Annotated in this window: 17 protein-coding genes; 7 read left to right on the top strand and 10 right to left on the bottom strand. The window is 71.5% G+C overall.

The window, feature by feature from the left end; all coding sequences use genetic code 11:
- Positions 1 to 3 precede the first annotated feature (3 nt).
- Entirely contained in the window at positions 4 to 1587 is a 1584-nt protein-coding gene (locus AC3ERT_RS14935; RefSeq protein WP_435174514.1) for an ABC transporter substrate-binding protein, read from the bottom strand.
- 310 nt (positions 1588 to 1897) lie between these two features.
- On the opposite strand from AC3ERT_RS14935, the gene AC3ERT_RS14940 reads away from it, so the two are divergent.
- Positions 1898 to 2761 (top strand): PaaX family transcriptional regulator, encoded by an 864-nt coding sequence (locus AC3ERT_RS14940; protein ID WP_488180735.1) that lies wholly within the window; start codon positions 1898 to 1900, stop codon positions 2759 to 2761.
- On the opposite strand, the gene AC3ERT_RS14945 is transcribed toward AC3ERT_RS14940, so the two are convergent.
- Positions 2755 to 3690, bottom strand: a complete 936-nt coding sequence (locus tag AC3ERT_RS14945; protein ID WP_435135567.1) for a PaaX family transcriptional regulator — start codon at positions 3688 to 3690, stop codon at positions 2755 to 2757. The two genes, AC3ERT_RS14940 and AC3ERT_RS14945, sit on opposite strands and share 7 nt — an antisense overlap.
- Before the next feature lie 271 nt (positions 3691 to 3961).
- Here AC3ERT_RS14945 and AC3ERT_RS14950 point away from each other — a divergent pair, with 271 nt between their 5' ends.
- Positions 3962 to 5164 (top strand): 4-hydroxybenzoate 3-monooxygenase, encoded by a 1203-nt coding sequence (locus tag AC3ERT_RS14950; protein ID WP_435174520.1) that lies wholly within the window; start codon positions 3962 to 3964, stop codon positions 5162 to 5164.
- A 19-nt stretch (positions 5165 to 5183) separates the two neighbouring features.
- Here AC3ERT_RS14950 and AC3ERT_RS14955 read toward each other — a convergent pair whose 3' ends face one another.
- The 5 genes from AC3ERT_RS14955 to AC3ERT_RS14975 are packed head-to-tail and all read right to left on the bottom strand — an operon-like array spanning position 5184 to position 8660.
- Complete coding sequence (locus AC3ERT_RS14955) at positions 5184 to 6119, bottom strand: PDR/VanB family oxidoreductase (protein ID WP_435174523.1); 936 nt, start codon at positions 6117 to 6119, stop codon at positions 5184 to 5186.
- Entirely contained in the window at positions 6116 to 6265 is a 150-nt protein-coding gene (locus tag AC3ERT_RS14960; RefSeq protein WP_435174526.1) for a hypothetical protein, read from the bottom strand. Before AC3ERT_RS14960 ends, AC3ERT_RS14955 begins: the two co-directional genes overlap by 4 nt.
- Before the next feature lie 29 nt (positions 6266 to 6294).
- On the bottom strand, positions 6295 to 7308 hold the full coding sequence (locus AC3ERT_RS14965; protein ID WP_335981863.1) for an aromatic ring-hydroxylating dioxygenase subunit alpha: 1014 nt from the start codon (positions 7306 to 7308) through the stop codon (positions 6295 to 6297).
- Between the two features lie 18 nt (positions 7309 to 7326).
- Positions 7327 to 8184 carry an IclR family transcriptional regulator gene (locus tag AC3ERT_RS14970; protein WP_435174529.1) on the bottom strand — a complete coding sequence of 286 codons (858 nt, stop codon included), beginning with the start codon at positions 8182 to 8184 and terminating at the stop codon, positions 7327 to 7329.
- A 17-nt stretch (positions 8185 to 8201) separates the two neighbouring features.
- Positions 8202 to 8660, bottom strand: coding sequence for a MarR family winged helix-turn-helix transcriptional regulator (locus tag AC3ERT_RS14975; protein ID WP_435174532.1), 459 nt, complete (start codon positions 8658 to 8660; stop codon positions 8202 to 8204).
- A gap of 76 nt (positions 8661 to 8736) precedes the next feature.
- Between AC3ERT_RS14975 and AC3ERT_RS14980 the strand changes: the two genes are divergently transcribed.
- Genes AC3ERT_RS14980 through AC3ERT_RS14995 form a run of 4 tightly spaced genes read left to right on the top strand, consistent with a single transcriptional unit; the run spans position 8737 to position 12575 of the window.
- A complete protein-coding gene (locus AC3ERT_RS14980; RefSeq protein WP_435174534.1) occupies positions 8737 to 9684 on the top strand; it encodes an SDR family NAD(P)-dependent oxidoreductase in 948 nt (315 codons plus the stop codon).
- Positions 9681 to 10568 (top strand): amidohydrolase family protein, encoded by an 888-nt coding sequence (locus tag AC3ERT_RS14985; protein WP_435174537.1) that lies wholly within the window; start codon positions 9681 to 9683, stop codon positions 10566 to 10568. Before AC3ERT_RS14980 ends, AC3ERT_RS14985 begins: the two co-directional genes overlap by 4 nt.
- Before the next feature lie 11 nt (positions 10569 to 10579).
- Positions 10580 to 12061: an acyl-CoA synthetase gene (locus AC3ERT_RS14990; RefSeq protein ID WP_435174539.1), complete on the top strand. Its 1482-nt coding sequence runs from the start codon at positions 10580 to 10582 to the stop codon at positions 12059 to 12061.
- 52 nt (positions 12062 to 12113) lie between these two features.
- Complete coding sequence (locus tag AC3ERT_RS14995; RefSeq protein WP_435174677.1) at positions 12114 to 12575, top strand: MaoC family dehydratase; 462 nt, start codon at positions 12114 to 12116, stop codon at positions 12573 to 12575.
- Between the two features lie 134 nt (positions 12576 to 12709).
- On the opposite strand, the gene AC3ERT_RS15000 is transcribed toward AC3ERT_RS14995, so the two are convergent.
- The 3 genes from AC3ERT_RS15000 to AC3ERT_RS15010 are packed head-to-tail and all read right to left on the bottom strand — an operon-like array spanning position 12710 to position 15013.
- Positions 12710 to 13630, bottom strand: coding sequence for an NAD-dependent epimerase/dehydratase family protein (locus AC3ERT_RS15000; RefSeq protein ID WP_435174541.1), 921 nt, complete (start codon positions 13628 to 13630; stop codon positions 12710 to 12712).
- A gap of 52 nt (positions 13631 to 13682) precedes the next feature.
- Entirely contained in the window at positions 13683 to 14369 is a 687-nt protein-coding gene (locus AC3ERT_RS15005) for a type 1 glutamine amidotransferase domain-containing protein (protein WP_435174544.1), read from the bottom strand.
- Positions 14366 to 15013: a TetR/AcrR family transcriptional regulator gene (locus AC3ERT_RS15010; protein ID WP_435174547.1), complete on the bottom strand. Its 648-nt coding sequence runs from the start codon at positions 15011 to 15013 to the stop codon at positions 14366 to 14368. The genes AC3ERT_RS15005 and AC3ERT_RS15010 overlap by 4 nt, the downstream gene beginning before the upstream one ends.
- A gap of 200 nt (positions 15014 to 15213) precedes the next feature.
- On the opposite strand from AC3ERT_RS15010, the gene AC3ERT_RS15015 reads away from it, so the two are divergent.
- Positions 15214 to 16035 carry a MerR family transcriptional regulator gene (locus tag AC3ERT_RS15015; protein WP_435174549.1) on the top strand — a complete coding sequence of 274 codons (822 nt, stop codon included), beginning with the start codon at positions 15214 to 15216 and terminating at the stop codon, positions 16033 to 16035.
- The last annotated feature ends 51 nt before the right edge of the window (positions 16036 to 16086 follow it).

Consider the following 16086-nt stretch of genomic DNA (forward strand, 5'->3'; position numbering starts at 1 on the left):
CGGTCACTTCAGCCGCCAGGACAGATCGGCGGTGGGGCCTACGGGCATGGGGTTGGGGTTCAGGACCGACAGCTGGACGTTCTGCAGCCCGGCCGCGGTGTAGTAGACGTTCTGGGTGGCGAAGATCGGCACGGTCCAGGCGAGATCCTGCAGCCGCTTCGAGGCCTTCTGGTACTGCGCGGTACGGGTGCGGGCGTCGGTCGCGGTCGCGGCCTGCTGGAGGATCGAGTCGAGCCGGGCGTCGGAGGAGCCGAAGGGGTTGAACAGGCCGGTGGTGATCTGCGAGTCGAGATCGGACATGGTGGTGCCGGCGGTGGGGAAGATGACCGCGGCGTACTTCTTCGACAGGGCGTCCGCGGTGAACTGGGCGATGCCGGTGGTCTGCACCTGGAGCGTGGCGTCGATGCCGATGTCCTTCAGGGTGCTGACGATGGCCTGGGAGTAGGTGTTGTTGACGTCGAGGACGGACTCCGTCAGGACCTTGAGCTTGAATCCGTTCGGGTAGCCGGCCTGGGCGAGCAGGGCCTTGGCCTTCGCCACGTCGTGGCCGTAGCCGATGCCCTTGTCGTAGCCGTCGGTCCCGGGGAGCAGCACCTGGTTGCTGCCGGAGGCGTAGGCGCCGGCCAGTGCCTTGGCGATGGCGGGGCGGTCGAAGGCCAGCGCGATCGCCTGGCGTACCCGTGTGTCGGCGAGGGCGGGGGCGATGGCGCCCTGGCGGTCGACCAGGTTGAGCGACCAGTTGAAGAACGGTGCGGTGTCGACGGTCAGCCCCGACCGCTTCGCGGCGGCCGCGGTGGTGGAACTGCCGGCGGCGAACTGGACCTGGCCGGTCTGGGTCGCGGACAGCACGGCGTTCGGGTTGTTGATGACGCGGACGATCGTGGAGTCGAAGTGCTGTGCCGCGGGCTGGAAGTAGTGCGGGTTCTTCTTGTACACGTACCGGTTGCCCGCGACCGAGGTGGTGCCGTCGTAGACGAACTGGCCGGTGCCGTCGCTGGAGGTCAGCAGCGACTGGGGGTCGGCGAGTGCTTTGGGCCCGATGAGGTTGCCCATCCCGTTGTACTGGGTCAGCGTGGACGCCGCCTCCGGGGTCGGCTTCTTGTAGGTGATGCGCACCTTGGCGGGTGCGACGGCCTCGACCTTCGCGACCGGGCCGACCTTTCCGACCAGGCCGCCGCCGGCGCCCAGGAAGTAGTTCATGGAAGCGGCAGCCGCCTTGGCGTCCAGCACCGAGCCGTCGGAGAACTTCACACCCGGGCGCAGCGTCAGCTCGAACACCTTGTTGGCGTGGTCGGTGAAGCCCCACTTCACGGCCAGGTCCGGTACCAACTCGCCCTTGCCGTCCAGGTAGATCAGCGGATCGTAGGCCAGTGACACGAAGACCGCGGACTCGCCGTTCCCGGCCTTCGCCGGGTCCAGGCTCACCGGCGGTCCGGGGAACTGGAGGGAGAGTTGGGAACCCGACTGCGAACCGGTCCCGCCGCCGGAGCAGCCTGCCAGCGCAAGGGCGCAGGCCGCGGCCGCGACCGCCAGACGGGGACGGGTGGCTCCTGGGTGGCGCCCGGAGGCGGAGGTGAAGCCGTACATTGCGCTCCTCAGCGACTGTGATGGGGACCACGGGACGGGGCGAACGTATCCACGTAGATAACGAGCGTCAATAGAAGTGCAACGTATCTTTCCTGCCCGCGTGACGGATGGGGCGCAGGAAGATCCCGGTTGACGTTGACATTCGTCGAGGCGGTCTCGATGATTCGAGCAGGATCTGTGACGTCCGGCATCGAATGTGTGATCAGTTGGAGGAGTGTCGCCGTTGGACACGAAGGCTCGCTCGGCTTCGGCCCAGGACTCCGCGGAACAGGCGATGCCCCGCATGCAGGAAGGCCCGTCCCCCCAGCACGTGTTAGTCACCCTGCTGGGCGACTACTGGCTCCTCCACGACCGCCACCTCTCCTCGGCCGGACTCATCGACCTGCTCTCCGAGTTCGGCATCAGCAGGTCCAGCGCCCGCGCGGCGATGAGCCGGCTGCTGCGGCGCGGCGTCGTGGAGGTCCGCAAAGTGGGGCGCCAGACCTTCTACCGCCTGGCCGACCAGGCGGCCGAGCGCGTGCGCGAGGGGGGCCTGCGCATCGCCGGCTTCGGCCTGGACGGCGACTGGGACGGCCACTGGACCGTCGTCGCCTTCTCGGTGCCCGAGGACCGGCGCGACAGCAGGCACCTGCTGCGCTCGCGGCTGCGCTGGTTCGGCTTCGCCCCGCTCTACGACGCGGTGTGGGTGTCCGCCTCCGCGACCGCCGCCGACGCGCAGACCGTGCTGGAGGAACTGGACATCTTCACCGCGACGGTCCTGCGCGGCACCACCGTCCTGACGGCCGACCGCTCACCGCTGGCCGCCTGGGACCTGGACGCCGTGGCCGAGGTGTACGCCTCCTTCATCGACGGGACCCGCCCGCTGCTGGAAGAGGCACTCGCCGGCCGGGTCACACCACGGCACGCTCTGATCGCGCGCACCCGCCTCATGGACACCTACCGGCGCTTCCCCGGCATCGACCCCGGCCTCCCCAGTGCCCACATGCCGGCCGGGTGGCCTCGCGACCAGGCCCGCTCACTGTTCATCCAGGCGTACAACGCCCTCGGCCCGCTCGCCGAGGCGCGGATCAAGCAGATCATGGCCCTGCACGACGAGGACGCCGCCGCGCAGGCGCGCTTCCGGTCCGCGGACTGGGCCCCGACTCCCCCGCGGGGGCGCCGGTGCGGTCAGTAGGCCGCCCACACCGCGACGGTGCGCTGTTCGGTCAGCTCGGCCAGGCCGCTGTCATGGACGGCGATGATCTGCCGGAACCGCAGTGCCGCGAGCGGCGCCAGTCCGTCGTGGAGCGCGGTGAACAGCCGGCGGGCCCGCGCCCGTGGCCAGTCGGGCGGCAGGAGCTTGTCCGGCAGGCTCGGATCGAGTCCGGGGAAGACCCGCCAGGCGTCGAAGACCCTGGTACGGGTGACCAGCGCGTCGCTCGGGCTGACGGTCCCGGCGTCCATCCGCGCCAGCGATTCCCGGTGATCGGCGAGGAAGCGCTCATAGGACGCGGCGACGTCGTCCAGGTCCCATGCCTTCAGCGGGGAGTTGCCGCCGGCCTCCGAAGCCCTCAGCACGGTCAGGTTCCCGACACCGGCGGCCCGGAAGATCGGCCCGAGCGTCGCGGGGTCGGCGTGCGCCGACACCCACAGCCCGTCGAAGAGGGGGGCGAACCCCAGCCACCGCAGGTAGCTGCGCACACGGTGGCGCACGTGCCGCTCCTGCTCGGGCACGCTGAAGGCCGCGACCGTCCACAGGCCGTCCCAGTCCTGGGAGTCGGCACCGAACCGCATGATGCTGGCGGTCCGCTGCCGGTTGTCCTCCCGGCCGTCGTCGCTCAGCCGCAGATACGACTGCCGCCCGGACTTCTCGGCCGCCAGGACGCCGCGCTTGACCAGCCGGTTCGCGGTCGCGCGCGCACTCGTCTCACTGATGCCGAACTCGGCCAGCAGCGCGATGAGTGCGCTCATCGGCAGGGCCGCGGCGGTGTCCAGCCAGTACTCCCCCAGCAGCGTCGTCAGGAGTCGCTGCGGCGAGGCCCCCGTCTGCTGGCGCGGGAGGACGCTGCCTTCTTCGGCACGTCGCAGTACCAGCGCCTCCAGGGACGGCTTCTCCAGTGACATGGCGCCAGCCTATCGGGGCCGCCCGGCTCTCGGCCCGGGCGCCGCGTCCGTACCGGCACCCGGTATCCGCCGGGTCGCCGGCTGCTGTTGACAAGGGGCGCGACCCGACACAGACTCATGCTGGCCAATTACGAATAATAGTTCACCAGGCGAACACGATCGAGTGGATGGGCGGACGGAGCTCGGCCCGGTCCGCCGTCCACGGCCGAGAGCCCGCGGCGAACGCGACCTCCGCCCTCGCCGACCGCATCCTCCAAGAAGAGACCTCGCCATGACCTCGCTCACCGCGCCCCTGCCCGCCCGTACCACCGTCGGCATCGTGGGCGGCGGCCCCGCCGGCCTCCTGCTCGCCCGCCTCCTCCATCAGGCGGGCGTCGACTGCGTCGTACTCGAGTCCCGCAGCCGTGCCTACGTGGAACAGCGCCAGCGCGCCGGAATCCTGGAGCAGGGAACCGTCGACGCGTTGCGCTCCAGCGGCGCCGCCGAGCGGCTGGACCGCGAGGGCCTGGTCCACGACGGCGTCGAACTGCGCTGGAACCGGCGCGGCCACCGCATCGACTTCCCGTCGCTCACCGGCGGCCGCAAGGTCTGGGTCTACGCCCAGACCGAGGTCGTCAAGGACCTCATCGCCCTCCAACTCCGCGACGGCGCGCCGCTGCTCTTCGACGCCGAGGTCTCGCAGGTGACCGCCGCCGACACCGACCAGCCGACCGTCCACTACACCCACGGAGGAGTCGAGCACACCGTCGTCTGCGACTACGTCGTCGGCTGCGACGGTTTCCACGGCGCCACCCGCAAGGCCATCCCGGCAGCCGCCCTGAGCACCTTCGAACGGGTCTACCCCTACTCGTGGTTCGGCATCCTCGCCGACGTGCCGCCCTCCAGCGACGAGCTGGTCTACGCGCACTCGCCGCGCGGATTCGCACTGCTCAGCATGCGCTCCCCGACCGTCAGCAGGCTGTACCTCCAGGTGCCCAACGGCACCGACGCCGCCACCTGGACGGACGGGCGGATCTGGGACGAACTCGACGCCCGCTTCGCTGTCGACGGGGACTGGAAGCTGGCCAGGGGGCCGATCACGCAGCGGTCCGTCCTGCCGATGCGCAGCTCCGTCACCGAGCCGATGCGCTGGGGCCGGGTGATACTCGCGGGCGACGCCGCGCACATCGTCCCGCCCACGGGCGCGAAGGGCCTCAACCTCGCCGCCTCCGACGTCATCGTCCTGGCCCGCGCCTTCGAGGAGTTGGCCGCGACCGGCTCCACGGCAGGGCTCGACTCCTACTCGGACACCTGCCTGCGGCGGGTGTGGCGCGCGGAGCACTTCTCCTGGTTCATGACGACGACCCTGCACACCGCCCCGGACCAGTCCCCGTTCGACACCCGTCTCCAGCTCTCGCAGCTCGACCGCATCGCCGCCTCGCCGCATGCCGCCGCCGAACTGGCGCAGAACTACGCGGGCCTGCCGGTCGGCTGAGATGCGGTGCCGGCCGAAGTCACAGGTCCAGGGTCAGCCGGCCGCCAGGTGTGCGGCAGCGGGAGACGCAGATCATCATCGTCTCGCCGGCGGCACGTTCCTCGTCGGTGAGGACGGTGTCGCGGTGGTCGGCCTCGCCCGACAGGACATCGGTCTCGCAGGTGCCGCAGGTGCCCTCCGCGCAGGAGTAGAGGACGGTGATGCCCGCCTGCTGAACGGTGTGCAGGATGCTGCGGTCCGGCGGGACGGTCAGGACGACGCCGGACCGGGCGAGTTCGACGTCGAACGCCGTGTCGCCCGAGGTGTCGGTGGTGGCGGCGGCGGTGAAGCGTTCCAGGCGCAGGGTGGAGGCCGGCACACGGGACTCGACGGCCGCCAGCAGTGACGCCGGGCCGCAGGCGTAGACGAGTTCACCCGGGCGCAGGCCGTCGAGGTAGCCGTCCAGATCGAGGTGGCCGGTGGTGAGGGTGACGCGTCCGGCCGGGTGCTCTTCCGCCAGTTCCTCGACGAAGGCCATGGAGGAGCGGGAGCGGCCGCCGTACAGCAGCGACCAGTCCGAGGCGGACGCCGTGGCCGCGGCCAGCATCGGGAGGATCGGTGTGATGCCGATGCCTCCGGCGACGAAGCGGTGGCGCGGCGCCGGCTCCAGCGGGAAGTGGTTGCGAGGGCCGCGGGCCAGCACCCGGGCGCCCGGCCACAGGGAGGTGTGGACGAAGTCCGAGCCGCCGCGCCCGTCCGCCCTCCGCAGCACGGCGATCCGCCACCCCTCGCCGCGGGGCGGTCCGCACAAGGAGAACGGGCGCTCCAGGCCGTCGGCCAGCAGCAGGTCCACGTGCGCGCCGGGCTGCCAGTCGGGCAGCGCCCGGCCGTCGGCGCGGCGCAGCGTCAGGGACACCACGCCGACCGCCTCGTCGCGGCGGTCGGCGACGACCAGGTCCAGGGTGGTGTCGTTCACCGGGCGGCGTCCTCGGCGGTGGGGTGGTCGGGGTGGGTCAGCAGCCAGTCCCACATCGCGACGGGGTCCTGGCACGCGTGTTCCGCGCCGCAGTGGCAGCGGCCGAGCAGCACATCGGTGCCGGGCAGCCAGCGAATGCGGAACACACCGGATTCGGCGGATCGCGGCCCCGGGGTCATCGCGCGGCCAGCCGGGCCAGGATGCGCCGCGCGGCCAGGCCGCCGGTGTCGATGTTGATGCTGAGTTCCTGGTAGCCCTCGGTCTCCGTGTCGAGGCAGCGCTGCAACACGTTGAGCGCGTCCACGTCCTGCATGACCACGGTGTGGTTGAAGTCCCGCAGGAAGGTGGTGACCTCGGCGTCCTGGACCGCGAAGTCCCTTGAGACGGCCCAGAAGTCGTAGACCTGGCCGGGCGCCGAGGGGGTGATCGCATAGGTGATCTCGGTGCGGAACACGGGGGAATCCTGCCCGGTGGGGCTGATCCGGCTGTGCAGCAGGTAGAGGCAGGGCGCGCGGTACTCGATGTCCTGGAGGCGCTGGATGCGTCCCTCGATGCCGGTCGAGCGCGCGTAGAAGGGCGGGCACTCGGCGTCGGGCATGTGACGGGAGACCCGGACGACCCCGGCCTCCTCGTCGACCTCGGTGGTGATCGGGGTCTGCGCCACCTCCGGCGTGCCGATGTAGCCGCCGTGCAGGTAGGTCTCGTGGGAGAGGTCCAGCAGGTTGTCGACCAGCAGGCCGTAGTCGCAGTCGATGGGCTCCATGCCGCTGACGGTGACCCAGCCGTCGTCCACCAGGTGCGGGGCGCGCGGGATCGCGGCGGTGTCGGCCGCCTCGGGGTCGCCGATCCAGACCCAGACGAAGGAGTCGACCTCCGCCACGGGATAGGAGCGCACCCGCGCGGTACGGGGGACGCGCTTCTGGCCCGGGACGAAGACGCAGGTGCCGGTGGTGTCGTAGGTGAAGCCGTGGTAGCCGCAGACCACCTGGTCGCCGTCCAGGCGGCTTGCCGACAGCGGGAATCGGCGGTGTACGCAGCGGTCGGCGAGGGCGACGGCCCCGCCCGCCTCGGTGCGGTACAGCGCGATGGGCTCGCCCAGGACGGTGCGGCCCAGCAGGTCGCGGCCGACCTCGGCGGACCAGGCGGCGACGTACCACTGGTTGCGGGCGAAGGCTGAGTGCGTGGCCATGGCAGGAGTCCCGTCCCTCTACGGCGGAGCGCCGGTGCTCCGCGTGCCGCCAGGCTCCGGCCTGCGTCCGGCCTGGGACAAGGGGACTTCCGCCCGGCGGAAGTCCCGGGGCCGATGCGACGCGGGTTGCCAGCCCAGCGCCCGTGAGATGCCACGGCCGGCCACCCGCACGACGGGGACGAGCGCCGCGGTCCGCGCGCCCGCGAACGGCACGACGACCGAGACGGCCGCGACCACCTCGCCGCGGGAACCGAGCACCGGCGCCGCCACGGACAGCGCGTCGTCGGTGATCTGGCGGTCGCTCACCGCGCATCCGCTGCGTCGCACCTCGGCCAGCATGCGGCGCAGCCGCACCGGATCGGTGACCGTGAAGGAGGTGAACGCGGCCAGGTTCCCGGCGCAGTAGCGGTCTTGTAGCGGGGCGCCGCCGTGGGCGAGCAGCACCAGGCCGACGCCGGTGGCGTGCAGTGGCCAGCGGGCGCCGACCCGGCTGCGGACGCCGACGGCCGAGCGGCCCGCGATGTGCTCGGTGTAGAGGACCTCCATGCCGTCGCGCACCGCGAGTTGCACGTTCTCGTGGGTGGTCTCGTAGAGATCCTCCAGGAAGGGCATCGCCGCCTGGCGCAATCCCACCCCGCGCGGGGCCAGCGCGGCGACCTCCCACAGGCGCAGCCCCACGTGGTAGCGGCCGTCCTCGGTGCGTTCGAGCGCGCCCCAGCCGGTGAGCACGCCGACCAGACGGTGCGCCGTGGGCAGCGGAAGGTCGGCGCGCTGGGCGATCTGGGTCAGCGTCAGGGCGGGATGCGACTGCTCGAAGGAGCCGAGCACGGCGAGCAGGCGGTCGGCCGCCGAACGGGCGGGGGGTGGGCCGGGCACGCGGCCGGGATGTGGGGTCAGTCGCCGCCGGCGGTGGAGTCCGCCGGTTCGGCGATCCGCAGCAGCAGGGCGTGCAGGGTCCGGCGGTCCTCGGCGCCGAGGGGTGCCAGCAGGTCGTCGGTGACGCGGGCGCCGTCCTGTTCGCTGTCCCGGAGCAGCTGCTCTCCGTCCTTCGTCAGCACGACGATCCGGTTGCGCCGGTCGCCGGGGTCGGGGCGGCGTTCGACCAGTTCGAGTCGCTGCAGGTCGTCGACGAGGCTGACGATGGCGCTGGGGTCGTAGCCGAGCCGGTCGCTCAACTCCCGCTGCCGGGCGCCCTCGACGGCGGAGAGATAGCGGAGCAACGCGTAGTGCCGCAGTCGCAGGCCGTGCTGTTCCAGGCCCGCGTTGAACAGACTGCCCGAGCGCAGGCCCAGGCGGTACAGCAGGTATCCGGTGTCGGCGTGCAGGCCGCGCATCCAGGGTGCGTCGCTCATGGCGGCATCATTCCGCAAAGCGACGGTCGATCGCAACTATTGACATCAACAATGGTTGCTCTTAACTTCGTTCCCCATGAGCGATGAACCCACTCCTCACCCCTCCCTCGATCTGGCCGGCAAGGTCGCCGTCGTCACCGGCAGCGGACGGGGACTCGGCCTCGCCTACGCCACCGCACTCGCCGGTGCCGGAGCGGCCGTCGTCGTCAACGACCTCGACGCGGAAGTCGCCGAGCGGGCCGCCAGGACCATCACCGACGCCGGTGGCCGAGCCGTCGCCGAGGCCGTCGCCGTCGGCGGCAGCGAAGCCGCGGACCGCCTGGTCGCCCGCGCCGTCAGCGAGTTCGGACGCCTCGACGTCATGGTCACCAACGCCGGGATACTGCGCGACCGGGTGCTGTGGAAGATGACCGACGAGGACTTCGACGCCGTCATCGGCACCCACCTGCGCGGCACCTTCACCTGCGCCCGCGCGGCCACGGTCCGCATGCGCGAGCAGGGCGACGGCGGCACCCTCGTCATGGTCGGCTCCCCGGCCGGGCAGCGCGGGAACTTCGGCCAGACCAACTACGCCGCCGCCAAGGCCGGCATCGCCGCCATGGTCCGGACCTGGTCCATGGAGCTGGCCCGCGCCGGCATCACCGTCAACGCGATCGTGCCGGTCGCCGCCACCGCCATGACCGAGACCATCCCCGCCTTCGCGCCCTACGTCGAACGCCTCCGGCAGGGGCAGCCGCTGCCCGACTTCCTGCGCAAGGGGGAGGGCTTCGGCACGCCCGAGGACTGTGCCGCCCTGCTGCCCTTCCTCGCCTCCGACGCCGCCCGGGACGTCACCGGCCAGTGCATCGGCATCGGCGGCGACCGGCTCACGCTCTGGTCGCACCCGCAGGAGAGCGCCGTCGCCTACGCCGACGGCGGCTGGACCCCGCAGGCACTGGCCGCCGGCTGGCACGGTTCGGTCGGCCGCGAGCCGCAGTCGGTCGGCATCCCCGCTCCGCGCATCCCCGAGGGGCAGCAGGCATGACCACCGGCCGGCCCCTCGATCCCGAAGAGCTCACCGCCATCGACGTCCACACCCACGCCGAGGTCTCCGCACGGGGGAACGCCTCGCTCTCGGCCGAACTCGACACGGCCTCGGAGGCGTACTTCAAGGTCGAGGGCAAGCGCAAGCCCACCCTCCCGGAGATGGCCGCCTACTACCGCGAGCGGAACATGGCCGCGGTCGTCTTCACCGTCGACGCCGAGCACGCCACCGGCACACCGCCGGTCCCCAACGAGGAAGTGGCCGAGGCCGCCGCGGCCAACCCCGACGTGCTCATACCCTTCGCCTCCATCGACCCCTTCCGCGGCAAGGCGGGCATCCGTCAGGCGCGGCGGCTGGTAGAGGAGTACGGAGTGCGCGGGTTCAAGTTCCACCCCAGCATCCAGGGCTTCTACCCCGACGACCGGATGGTGTACGGACTCTACGAGGTCATCGAGGAGACCGGCACCGTCGCCCTCTTCCACACCGGCCAGACCGGCATCGGCGCGGGTGTCCCCGGCGGAGGCGGAATCCGGCTGAAGTACTCCAACCCGATGCGTGTGGACGACGTCGCCGTCGACTTCCCGCATCTGAAGATCATCCTCGCGCACCCCTCCTTCCCCTGGCAGGACGAGGCGCTCGCGGTCGCCACCCACAAACCCGGCGTGCACATCGACCTCTCCGGCTGGTCGCCCAAGTACTTCCCGCCGCAACTGGTCCAGTACGCCAACTCCCTGCTCCAGGACAAGGTTCTCTTCGGTTCCGACTACCCCGTGCTGACCCCGGACCGCTGGCTCGCCGACTTCGAGAAGCTGCCCATCAAGGACAGCGTCAGGCCCAAGATCCTCAAGGACAACGCGGCTCGGCTGCTGGGACTCACCTCCTGAAGGAGCCTCACATGCGCAACGAGGGCATCGGGTCCTGGCCCGCCCGCCGAGCCCGGAAGACCCCGCACCGCACCGCGCTCATCCACGGCGAGCACCATCACAGCTACGCCGACCTGCACGAGCGCACCACCCGCCTCGCGCACGCGCTGCGCGCCGCCGGCATCCGCCGCGGCGACCGCGTCGCCTACCTGGGACCGAACCACCCCGCCTATCTGGAAACCCTCTTCGCCACGGGCATCCTCGGCGCGGTCTTCGTCCCCCTCAACACCCGCCTCGCCGCAGCCGAGATCGCCTACCAACTCCAGGACAGCGGCGTCCGGGCCCTGCTCCACGCGTCCTCGCTCGCCGGCCTCGTACCCGCCGAGGTCCCCTGGACCGTGGAGATCGGTCCGGTCTACGAGGACCTGCTGGCCGCGGCCGCCACCGAGCCGATCGACGAGACCGTCGCCCCGGACGAGCTCTGCCTCATCATGTACACCTCGGGGACCACCGGTCGCCCCAAGGGCGCCATGCTCACCCACGGCAACCTCACCTGGAACGCCGTCAACGTCCTGGTCGACCACGACCTCACCGCAGACGAGCGGGCCCTCGTCTCCGCCCCGCTCTTCCACACCGCCGGGCTGAACATGCTCACCCTGCCCGTCCTGCTCAAGGGCGGCGCCTGCGTCCTGGTGGAGTCCTTCGACCCGGCAGCCACGCTGGCGCTGATCGAGCGGCACCAGATCAGCTTCATGTTCGGCGTCCCGACCATGTTCGACCTCGTCGCGCGGCAGTCGGGCTGGGAGCAGGCGGACCTCTCCTCACTCCGCCTGCTCACCTGCGGCGGCGCTCCGGTGCCGGCCGCGCTCATCCACACCTACCAGCAGCGGGGCCTCACCTTCCTCCAGGGATACGGCATGACCGAGGCGGCCCCCGGCACGCTCTTCCTCGACGCCGAGCACGCCGTCAGCAAGGCCGGCTCGGCCGGCGTCCCGCACTTCTTCAGCGACGTCCGGGTGCTGGGGCCCGGGGGGCGGCCCGTGCCGGCGGGCGAGTTGGGCGAGGTCGTCGTCCGCGGACCGCACGTCGGCCCCGGCTACTGGGGTCTTCCGGAGGAGACCGCCGCCGCCCTCCACGACGGCTGGTTCCACAGCGGCGACGCCGCGCGGGTGGACGCCGACGGCTACGTCACCATCGCCGACCGGATCAAGGACATGTACATCTCGGGCGGCGAGAACGTCTACCCCGCGGAGGTCGAGGACGCCCTGCTCGCGCTGCCCGGCGTGGCCGAGTGCGCGGTGATCGGCGTCGCCGACGAGCGGTGGGGCGAGTCCGGGCGGGCCTTCGTGGTCCCGGCGCAGGGCGCGGCACCCGCTCCCCGGGAGCTGCTTGCCGCGCTGGACGGCAGGCTGGCCAGGTACAAGATCCCCAAATCGGTGGTGCTCGTGGACAGCCTCCCGCGCACCGCCTCAGGAAAGATCCTCAAGCGCCGGCTGCGCGAAGAACACCAGTAGCCGCACGGCAGCCGGCGCCCCCCTCCAAGAGCAAGGACCACCCGTCATGACCATGCCCTCCACCCTCACCGTGCACGGACTCGACGAGCTCAAGGCGCTCGCCGGCGCCGAGTTGGGCACCAGCGACTGGATCGAGGTCACCCAGGACCGTATCAACGGCTTCGCCGACGCGACCGGCGACCACCAGTGGATACACACGGACGTCGAGCGCGCCGCGGCGGGCCCCTTCGGCGCCCCGATCGCCCACGGATACCTGACGTTGGCGCTGTTCATCCCGCTGTTCACCGGCCTGCTGGAGGTCGAGGGCGTCAGTACCAAGGTCAACTACGGCCTCAACAAGGTCCGTTTCCCCTCGCCGGTCCGCGTCGGTTCCCGCATCCGCCTCGCCGCGCGCCTGGCGGCGGTCGACGAGGTCCCCGGCGGCCTGCAGATCACCGTCGACGGCACCATCGAGATCGAGGGCGCCCCCAAGCCGGCAGCGGTCCTCCAGAGCGTGTCCCGCTTCTACGCCTGAGCCCGCGGCCGACGCGGTGGCCGTCAGGGTGGCCGCCAGGGTCGTCTTGCCCGCACCGGGTCCGCCGGTCAGCGTCACCAGGACGGGACGGCCGCTCCCCCGGCTGTGCGGCTGCGGCTGCTCGCTCTGGAGGGTCATGCGCGGAGGAGGCGGGCGATGCCGTCGGGATAGCTGGTGACCTGGAAGTCGGGGAAGCGGGCCGCGAACTTCGACGCGTCGAAGATGTTGTCCTGCCGGTAGCGCGGCAGGAGTTCCTCCGCTTCCCGGACCGCCGGGTTGACCAGCCCGCCGATCCGGAACGCCCACCCGGGGACGGTGGAGTAGCGGACGCGCCGCCCCAGGGTCCGCGCGGCGACGTCGATCATGCCCTGGTAGGTCAGGCGGTCCGGGTCGACCGGCAGATGCCAGGTCTGCCCGTAGGCGTCGGGCGTGTTGCCGATGAGGGCCATCGCCCGGGACGCGTCCGGGGTCCAGATCAGGCTGCGCCGGGCGTGGGCGTTCAGCGGCACCATCGCCCGCTTGCCGTGCCGGATGCGGTCGAAGACGGCCGAGTTGGTCAGGCTCTGGGTCTTCCCGGGCCCGTAGAACTCGGGGGCGCGGCAGATCACGGCCTCGACGGTGCCCGAGTCCATCGCGGCCAGCAGCTCCGTCGCGATCCGCGCACGCACCGCGGACTTGCGCCCGACCGGCGCGAACGCGGTGTCCTCGGTCTGCGGGCTCGACGTCCGCGGGTACATGTAGGTGTTGTCGAAGAAGACGAGTCTGCTGCCGTGCTTGCGGCAGGCGGCGATCGTGTGCGCCATCATCGCCGGGAACCGCTGCTCCCACAGTCCGGAGTCCATCGGCAGCCCGACGGTGAGGTAGACGACGTCGCTCCCCGCCACCGCCGCGTCGGTGGCCTCGGCGTCCGTGAGGTCGGCGGCCACGAGCTGGTCGCTCTCGTGCACCTTGGCGGGGTTCCTGCTCACGAGCCGGATGTCGTGCGTGACGTTCCGGTACAGCTCGCGGGTGAGCTCTTCGGCGATCTGGCCGCCTGATCCGAGCACGGTCTGCATGGGGCGCAGCCTTTCAGGTCGATTTCCAGGGTGGCGGTGGCGGTGCCCGCCGTCAGAGCAGCGCGGCGACCTTGGCCGCCGTCGCCTTGGCCGATCCGGGGTTCTGCCCGGTGACCAACCGGCCGTCGACGACGGTGTAGGAGGCGAACGGCAGGAGCGCCTTCGAGTAACGCGCGCCGCGCTCCTTCATCCGCTGCTCGACGTTGTAGGGCACGAGTCCGCCGACGCGGGCGAGGACCTCCTCCCGCCAGGAGAACCCGGTCAGCTTGCGGCCGGCGACGAGGTGGCTCCCGTCGGACAGAGTGGTGTCGAGCAGCCCGCAGTAGCCGTGGCAGACCGCGCCGACGACCCCGCCGCGCTCGAAGATCTCGCGGGTGATCCGTTGCAGGCCCGCGCTGCCGGGGAAGTCGAACATCACCGCGTGGCCGCCGGTGAAGTAGATCGCGTCGTAGTCGGCCGAGTCGATCTGTCCGGGGGCGGCCGTGTCGTCGAGCAGGGCCATCCGGGCCGGGTCGCCGTGCCAGGACCTGGCGGACGCGTCGTAGCTGGGGAACTTCAACGACCGCGGCTCCAGCGGGGACTTCCCGCCCGCGGGGCTGACGATCGTCTGCTCCAGACCGTGCTGCTCGAAGGTGTCGCAGGCGTGGGTGAGCTCGGACAGCCAGAGCCCGGTCGGGTGCGACGGATCGGCCTCGTAGTGGTCGACATTGCTGACGACGATCAGGATGCGGCGGCTCATGGGCCCTCGATTCCGGGCGGCGGGACGGGTCGGACGACAGGCGGGGCGGAAGGTGGGACGGCAGGCGGGGTGACCGGCGGGAGGACGGCGGCGAATGCCGCACGCACGCGCGCGTCGACAGCGGCGGGATCGGCCCGGGACAGCTTGCCGTCGAGGTGGAGGAAGGCCAGACCGTGGGCGAGCGACCACCCGGCGGTGGCCAGGACGGCCGGATCGGACGCGGGGAAGACCCCGGCCATGACCGCTTCGAGGTGGTCGTGCAGCGCACCGGCCGCGCGCACCCTCGCGTCGTCCTGGTCGTCGCACGCCTGCCCGAACATCAGCCGGAACAGCGCCGGCCTGCGCAGGGCGAAACGCACGTACCCGACGGCGAGTTCACCGACGTCGGCGGCCGACGTCGGGGCCGGCCCGCCCGAGGTGAGGTCGCTCAGCAGTTCACGCAGTCCGTGGACGGCCAGCGCCGATTCCAGCTCCTCGCGGTCGGCGAAGTGCCGGTACGGGGCTGCCGTGGACACACCCGCCCGGCGGGCGAGCGCGCGCAAGGAGAACGGCTCGCCCGCCTCGAGCATCTCCAGGGCGGCCAGGACCAGCGCCGCCCGCAGGTCGCCGTGGTGGTAGCCGGGTCTGGCCGGATTCGTCTCCATCGCCACCTCACAAAGTAAGCGCTGCTTACATTACCACAGCGGCGCAAGCGAAAGGGACATACACGGAAGAATCCGTCGGCATGGGTGAGCGCACGGACGTGCGTCCCCCGAGCCCGACACCGCGCTCGCCGATGTCGTCGCAGACGGTCCCGTAGCTTCTTGACCCTCACACCGTGTCAGGCGGTCAACTCGGAGACATCATGTTCACCATCGGAGACTTCGCCCGCCACGGCCGTGTCTCGGTCCGGATGCTGCGGCACTACGACGCGACCGGGCTGCTGCACCCGGCCCACGTCGACCCCGCCAGCGGCTACCGCCACTACACCGCGGCCCAACTCGCCCGCCTCAACCGGATCGTCGCGCTGAAGGACCTCGGGTTCACCCTCCAGCAGGTCCGGGACATCGTGGACGAGAAGGTCGGTGTCGCGGAGCTGCACGGCATGCTGCGGCTGCGGCGGGCCGAACTGGAGACCGCGGTGGCTGCCGCGGCCGCGCGGTTGGTCCAGGTCGAGGCGAGGCTCCGAGCGATCGAGAGTGAGGGGCACATGCCCACGAACGACGTCGTCATCAAGACCGTCCCCGCCGTCCGCGTGGCGGAACTGACCGCGACCGCCGCGAGTTTCGCGCCCGAGGACATCGGGCCGGTGATCGGTCCGCTCTACGACGAGCTGCTCCGGTGCCTGGGCGCGGCGGGCATCGCGCCGACCGGTCCGGGCATCGCGTACTACGAGGACGCACCGCAGGGCGGTGGCGGGATCGCCGTCCACGCGGCCGTCCAGGTCTCGGCGCCGCTCCAGGACGGGACGTTCCGCGTCCTGGACCTGCCGGCCCTCGACCAGGCGGCGACCATCGTGCACCGGGGCTCGATGGACCGCGTGGTCCCCACCGCCCAGACCCTGGCCCGCTGGATCGACGCCAACGGCTACCGGTCGACGGGATACCCGCGTGAGATCACCCTGGAGTGCCCGGAGAACCGCGCCGAGTGGGTGACGGAACTCCAGACCCCGGTGGTCCGGGACTGATCCGGCGCACCCCGGCCCGGCCGTAGTTGACCGGCAGGCACTCCTGAGCGG

Source organism: Actinacidiphila sp. bgisy145 (assembly GCF_057708125.1).

What these genes read in the sequence shown, in the direction of transcription:
- AC3ERT_RS14935 (WP_435174514.1), bottom strand. Translation starts at nt 1,587, where the DNA reads ATGTACGGCTTCACCTCCGCCTCCGGGCGCCACCCAGGAGCCACCCGT.
- AC3ERT_RS14945 (WP_435135567.1), bottom strand. Translation starts at nt 3,690, where the DNA reads ATGTCACTGGAGAAGCCGTCCCTGGAGGCGCTGGTACTGCGACGTGCC.
- AC3ERT_RS14950 (WP_435174520.1), top strand. Translation starts at nt 3,962, where the DNA reads ATGACCTCGCTCACCGCGCCCCTGCCCGCCCGTACCACCGTCGGCATC.
- AC3ERT_RS14965 (WP_335981863.1), bottom strand. Translation starts at nt 7,308, where the DNA reads ATGGCCACGCACTCAGCCTTCGCCCGCAACCAGTGGTACGTCGCCGCC.
- AC3ERT_RS14975 (WP_435174532.1), bottom strand. Translation starts at nt 8,660, where the DNA reads ATGAGCGACGCACCCTGGATGCGCGGCCTGCACGCCGACACCGGATAC.
- AC3ERT_RS14980 (WP_435174534.1), top strand. Translation starts at nt 8,737, where the DNA reads ATGAGCGATGAACCCACTCCTCACCCCTCCCTCGATCTGGCCGGCAAG.
- AC3ERT_RS14985 (WP_435174537.1), top strand. Translation starts at nt 9,681, where the DNA reads ATGACCACCGGCCGGCCCCTCGATCCCGAAGAGCTCACCGCCATCGAC.
- AC3ERT_RS14990 (WP_435174539.1), top strand. Translation starts at nt 10,580, where the DNA reads ATGCGCAACGAGGGCATCGGGTCCTGGCCCGCCCGCCGAGCCCGGAAG.
- AC3ERT_RS14995 (WP_435174677.1), top strand. Translation starts at nt 12,114, where the DNA reads ATGCCCTCCACCCTCACCGTGCACGGACTCGACGAGCTCAAGGCGCTC.
- AC3ERT_RS15000 (WP_435174541.1), bottom strand. Translation starts at nt 13,630, where the DNA reads ATGCAGACCGTGCTCGGATCAGGCGGCCAGATCGCCGAAGAGCTCACC.
- AC3ERT_RS15005 (WP_435174544.1), bottom strand. Translation starts at nt 14,369, where the DNA reads ATGAGCCGCCGCATCCTGATCGTCGTCAGCAATGTCGACCACTACGAG.
- AC3ERT_RS15010 (WP_435174547.1), bottom strand. Translation starts at nt 15,013, where the DNA reads ATGGAGACGAATCCGGCCAGACCCGGCTACCACCACGGCGACCTGCGG.
- AC3ERT_RS15015 (WP_435174549.1), top strand. Translation starts at nt 15,214, where the DNA reads ATGTTCACCATCGGAGACTTCGCCCGCCACGGCCGTGTCTCGGTCCGG.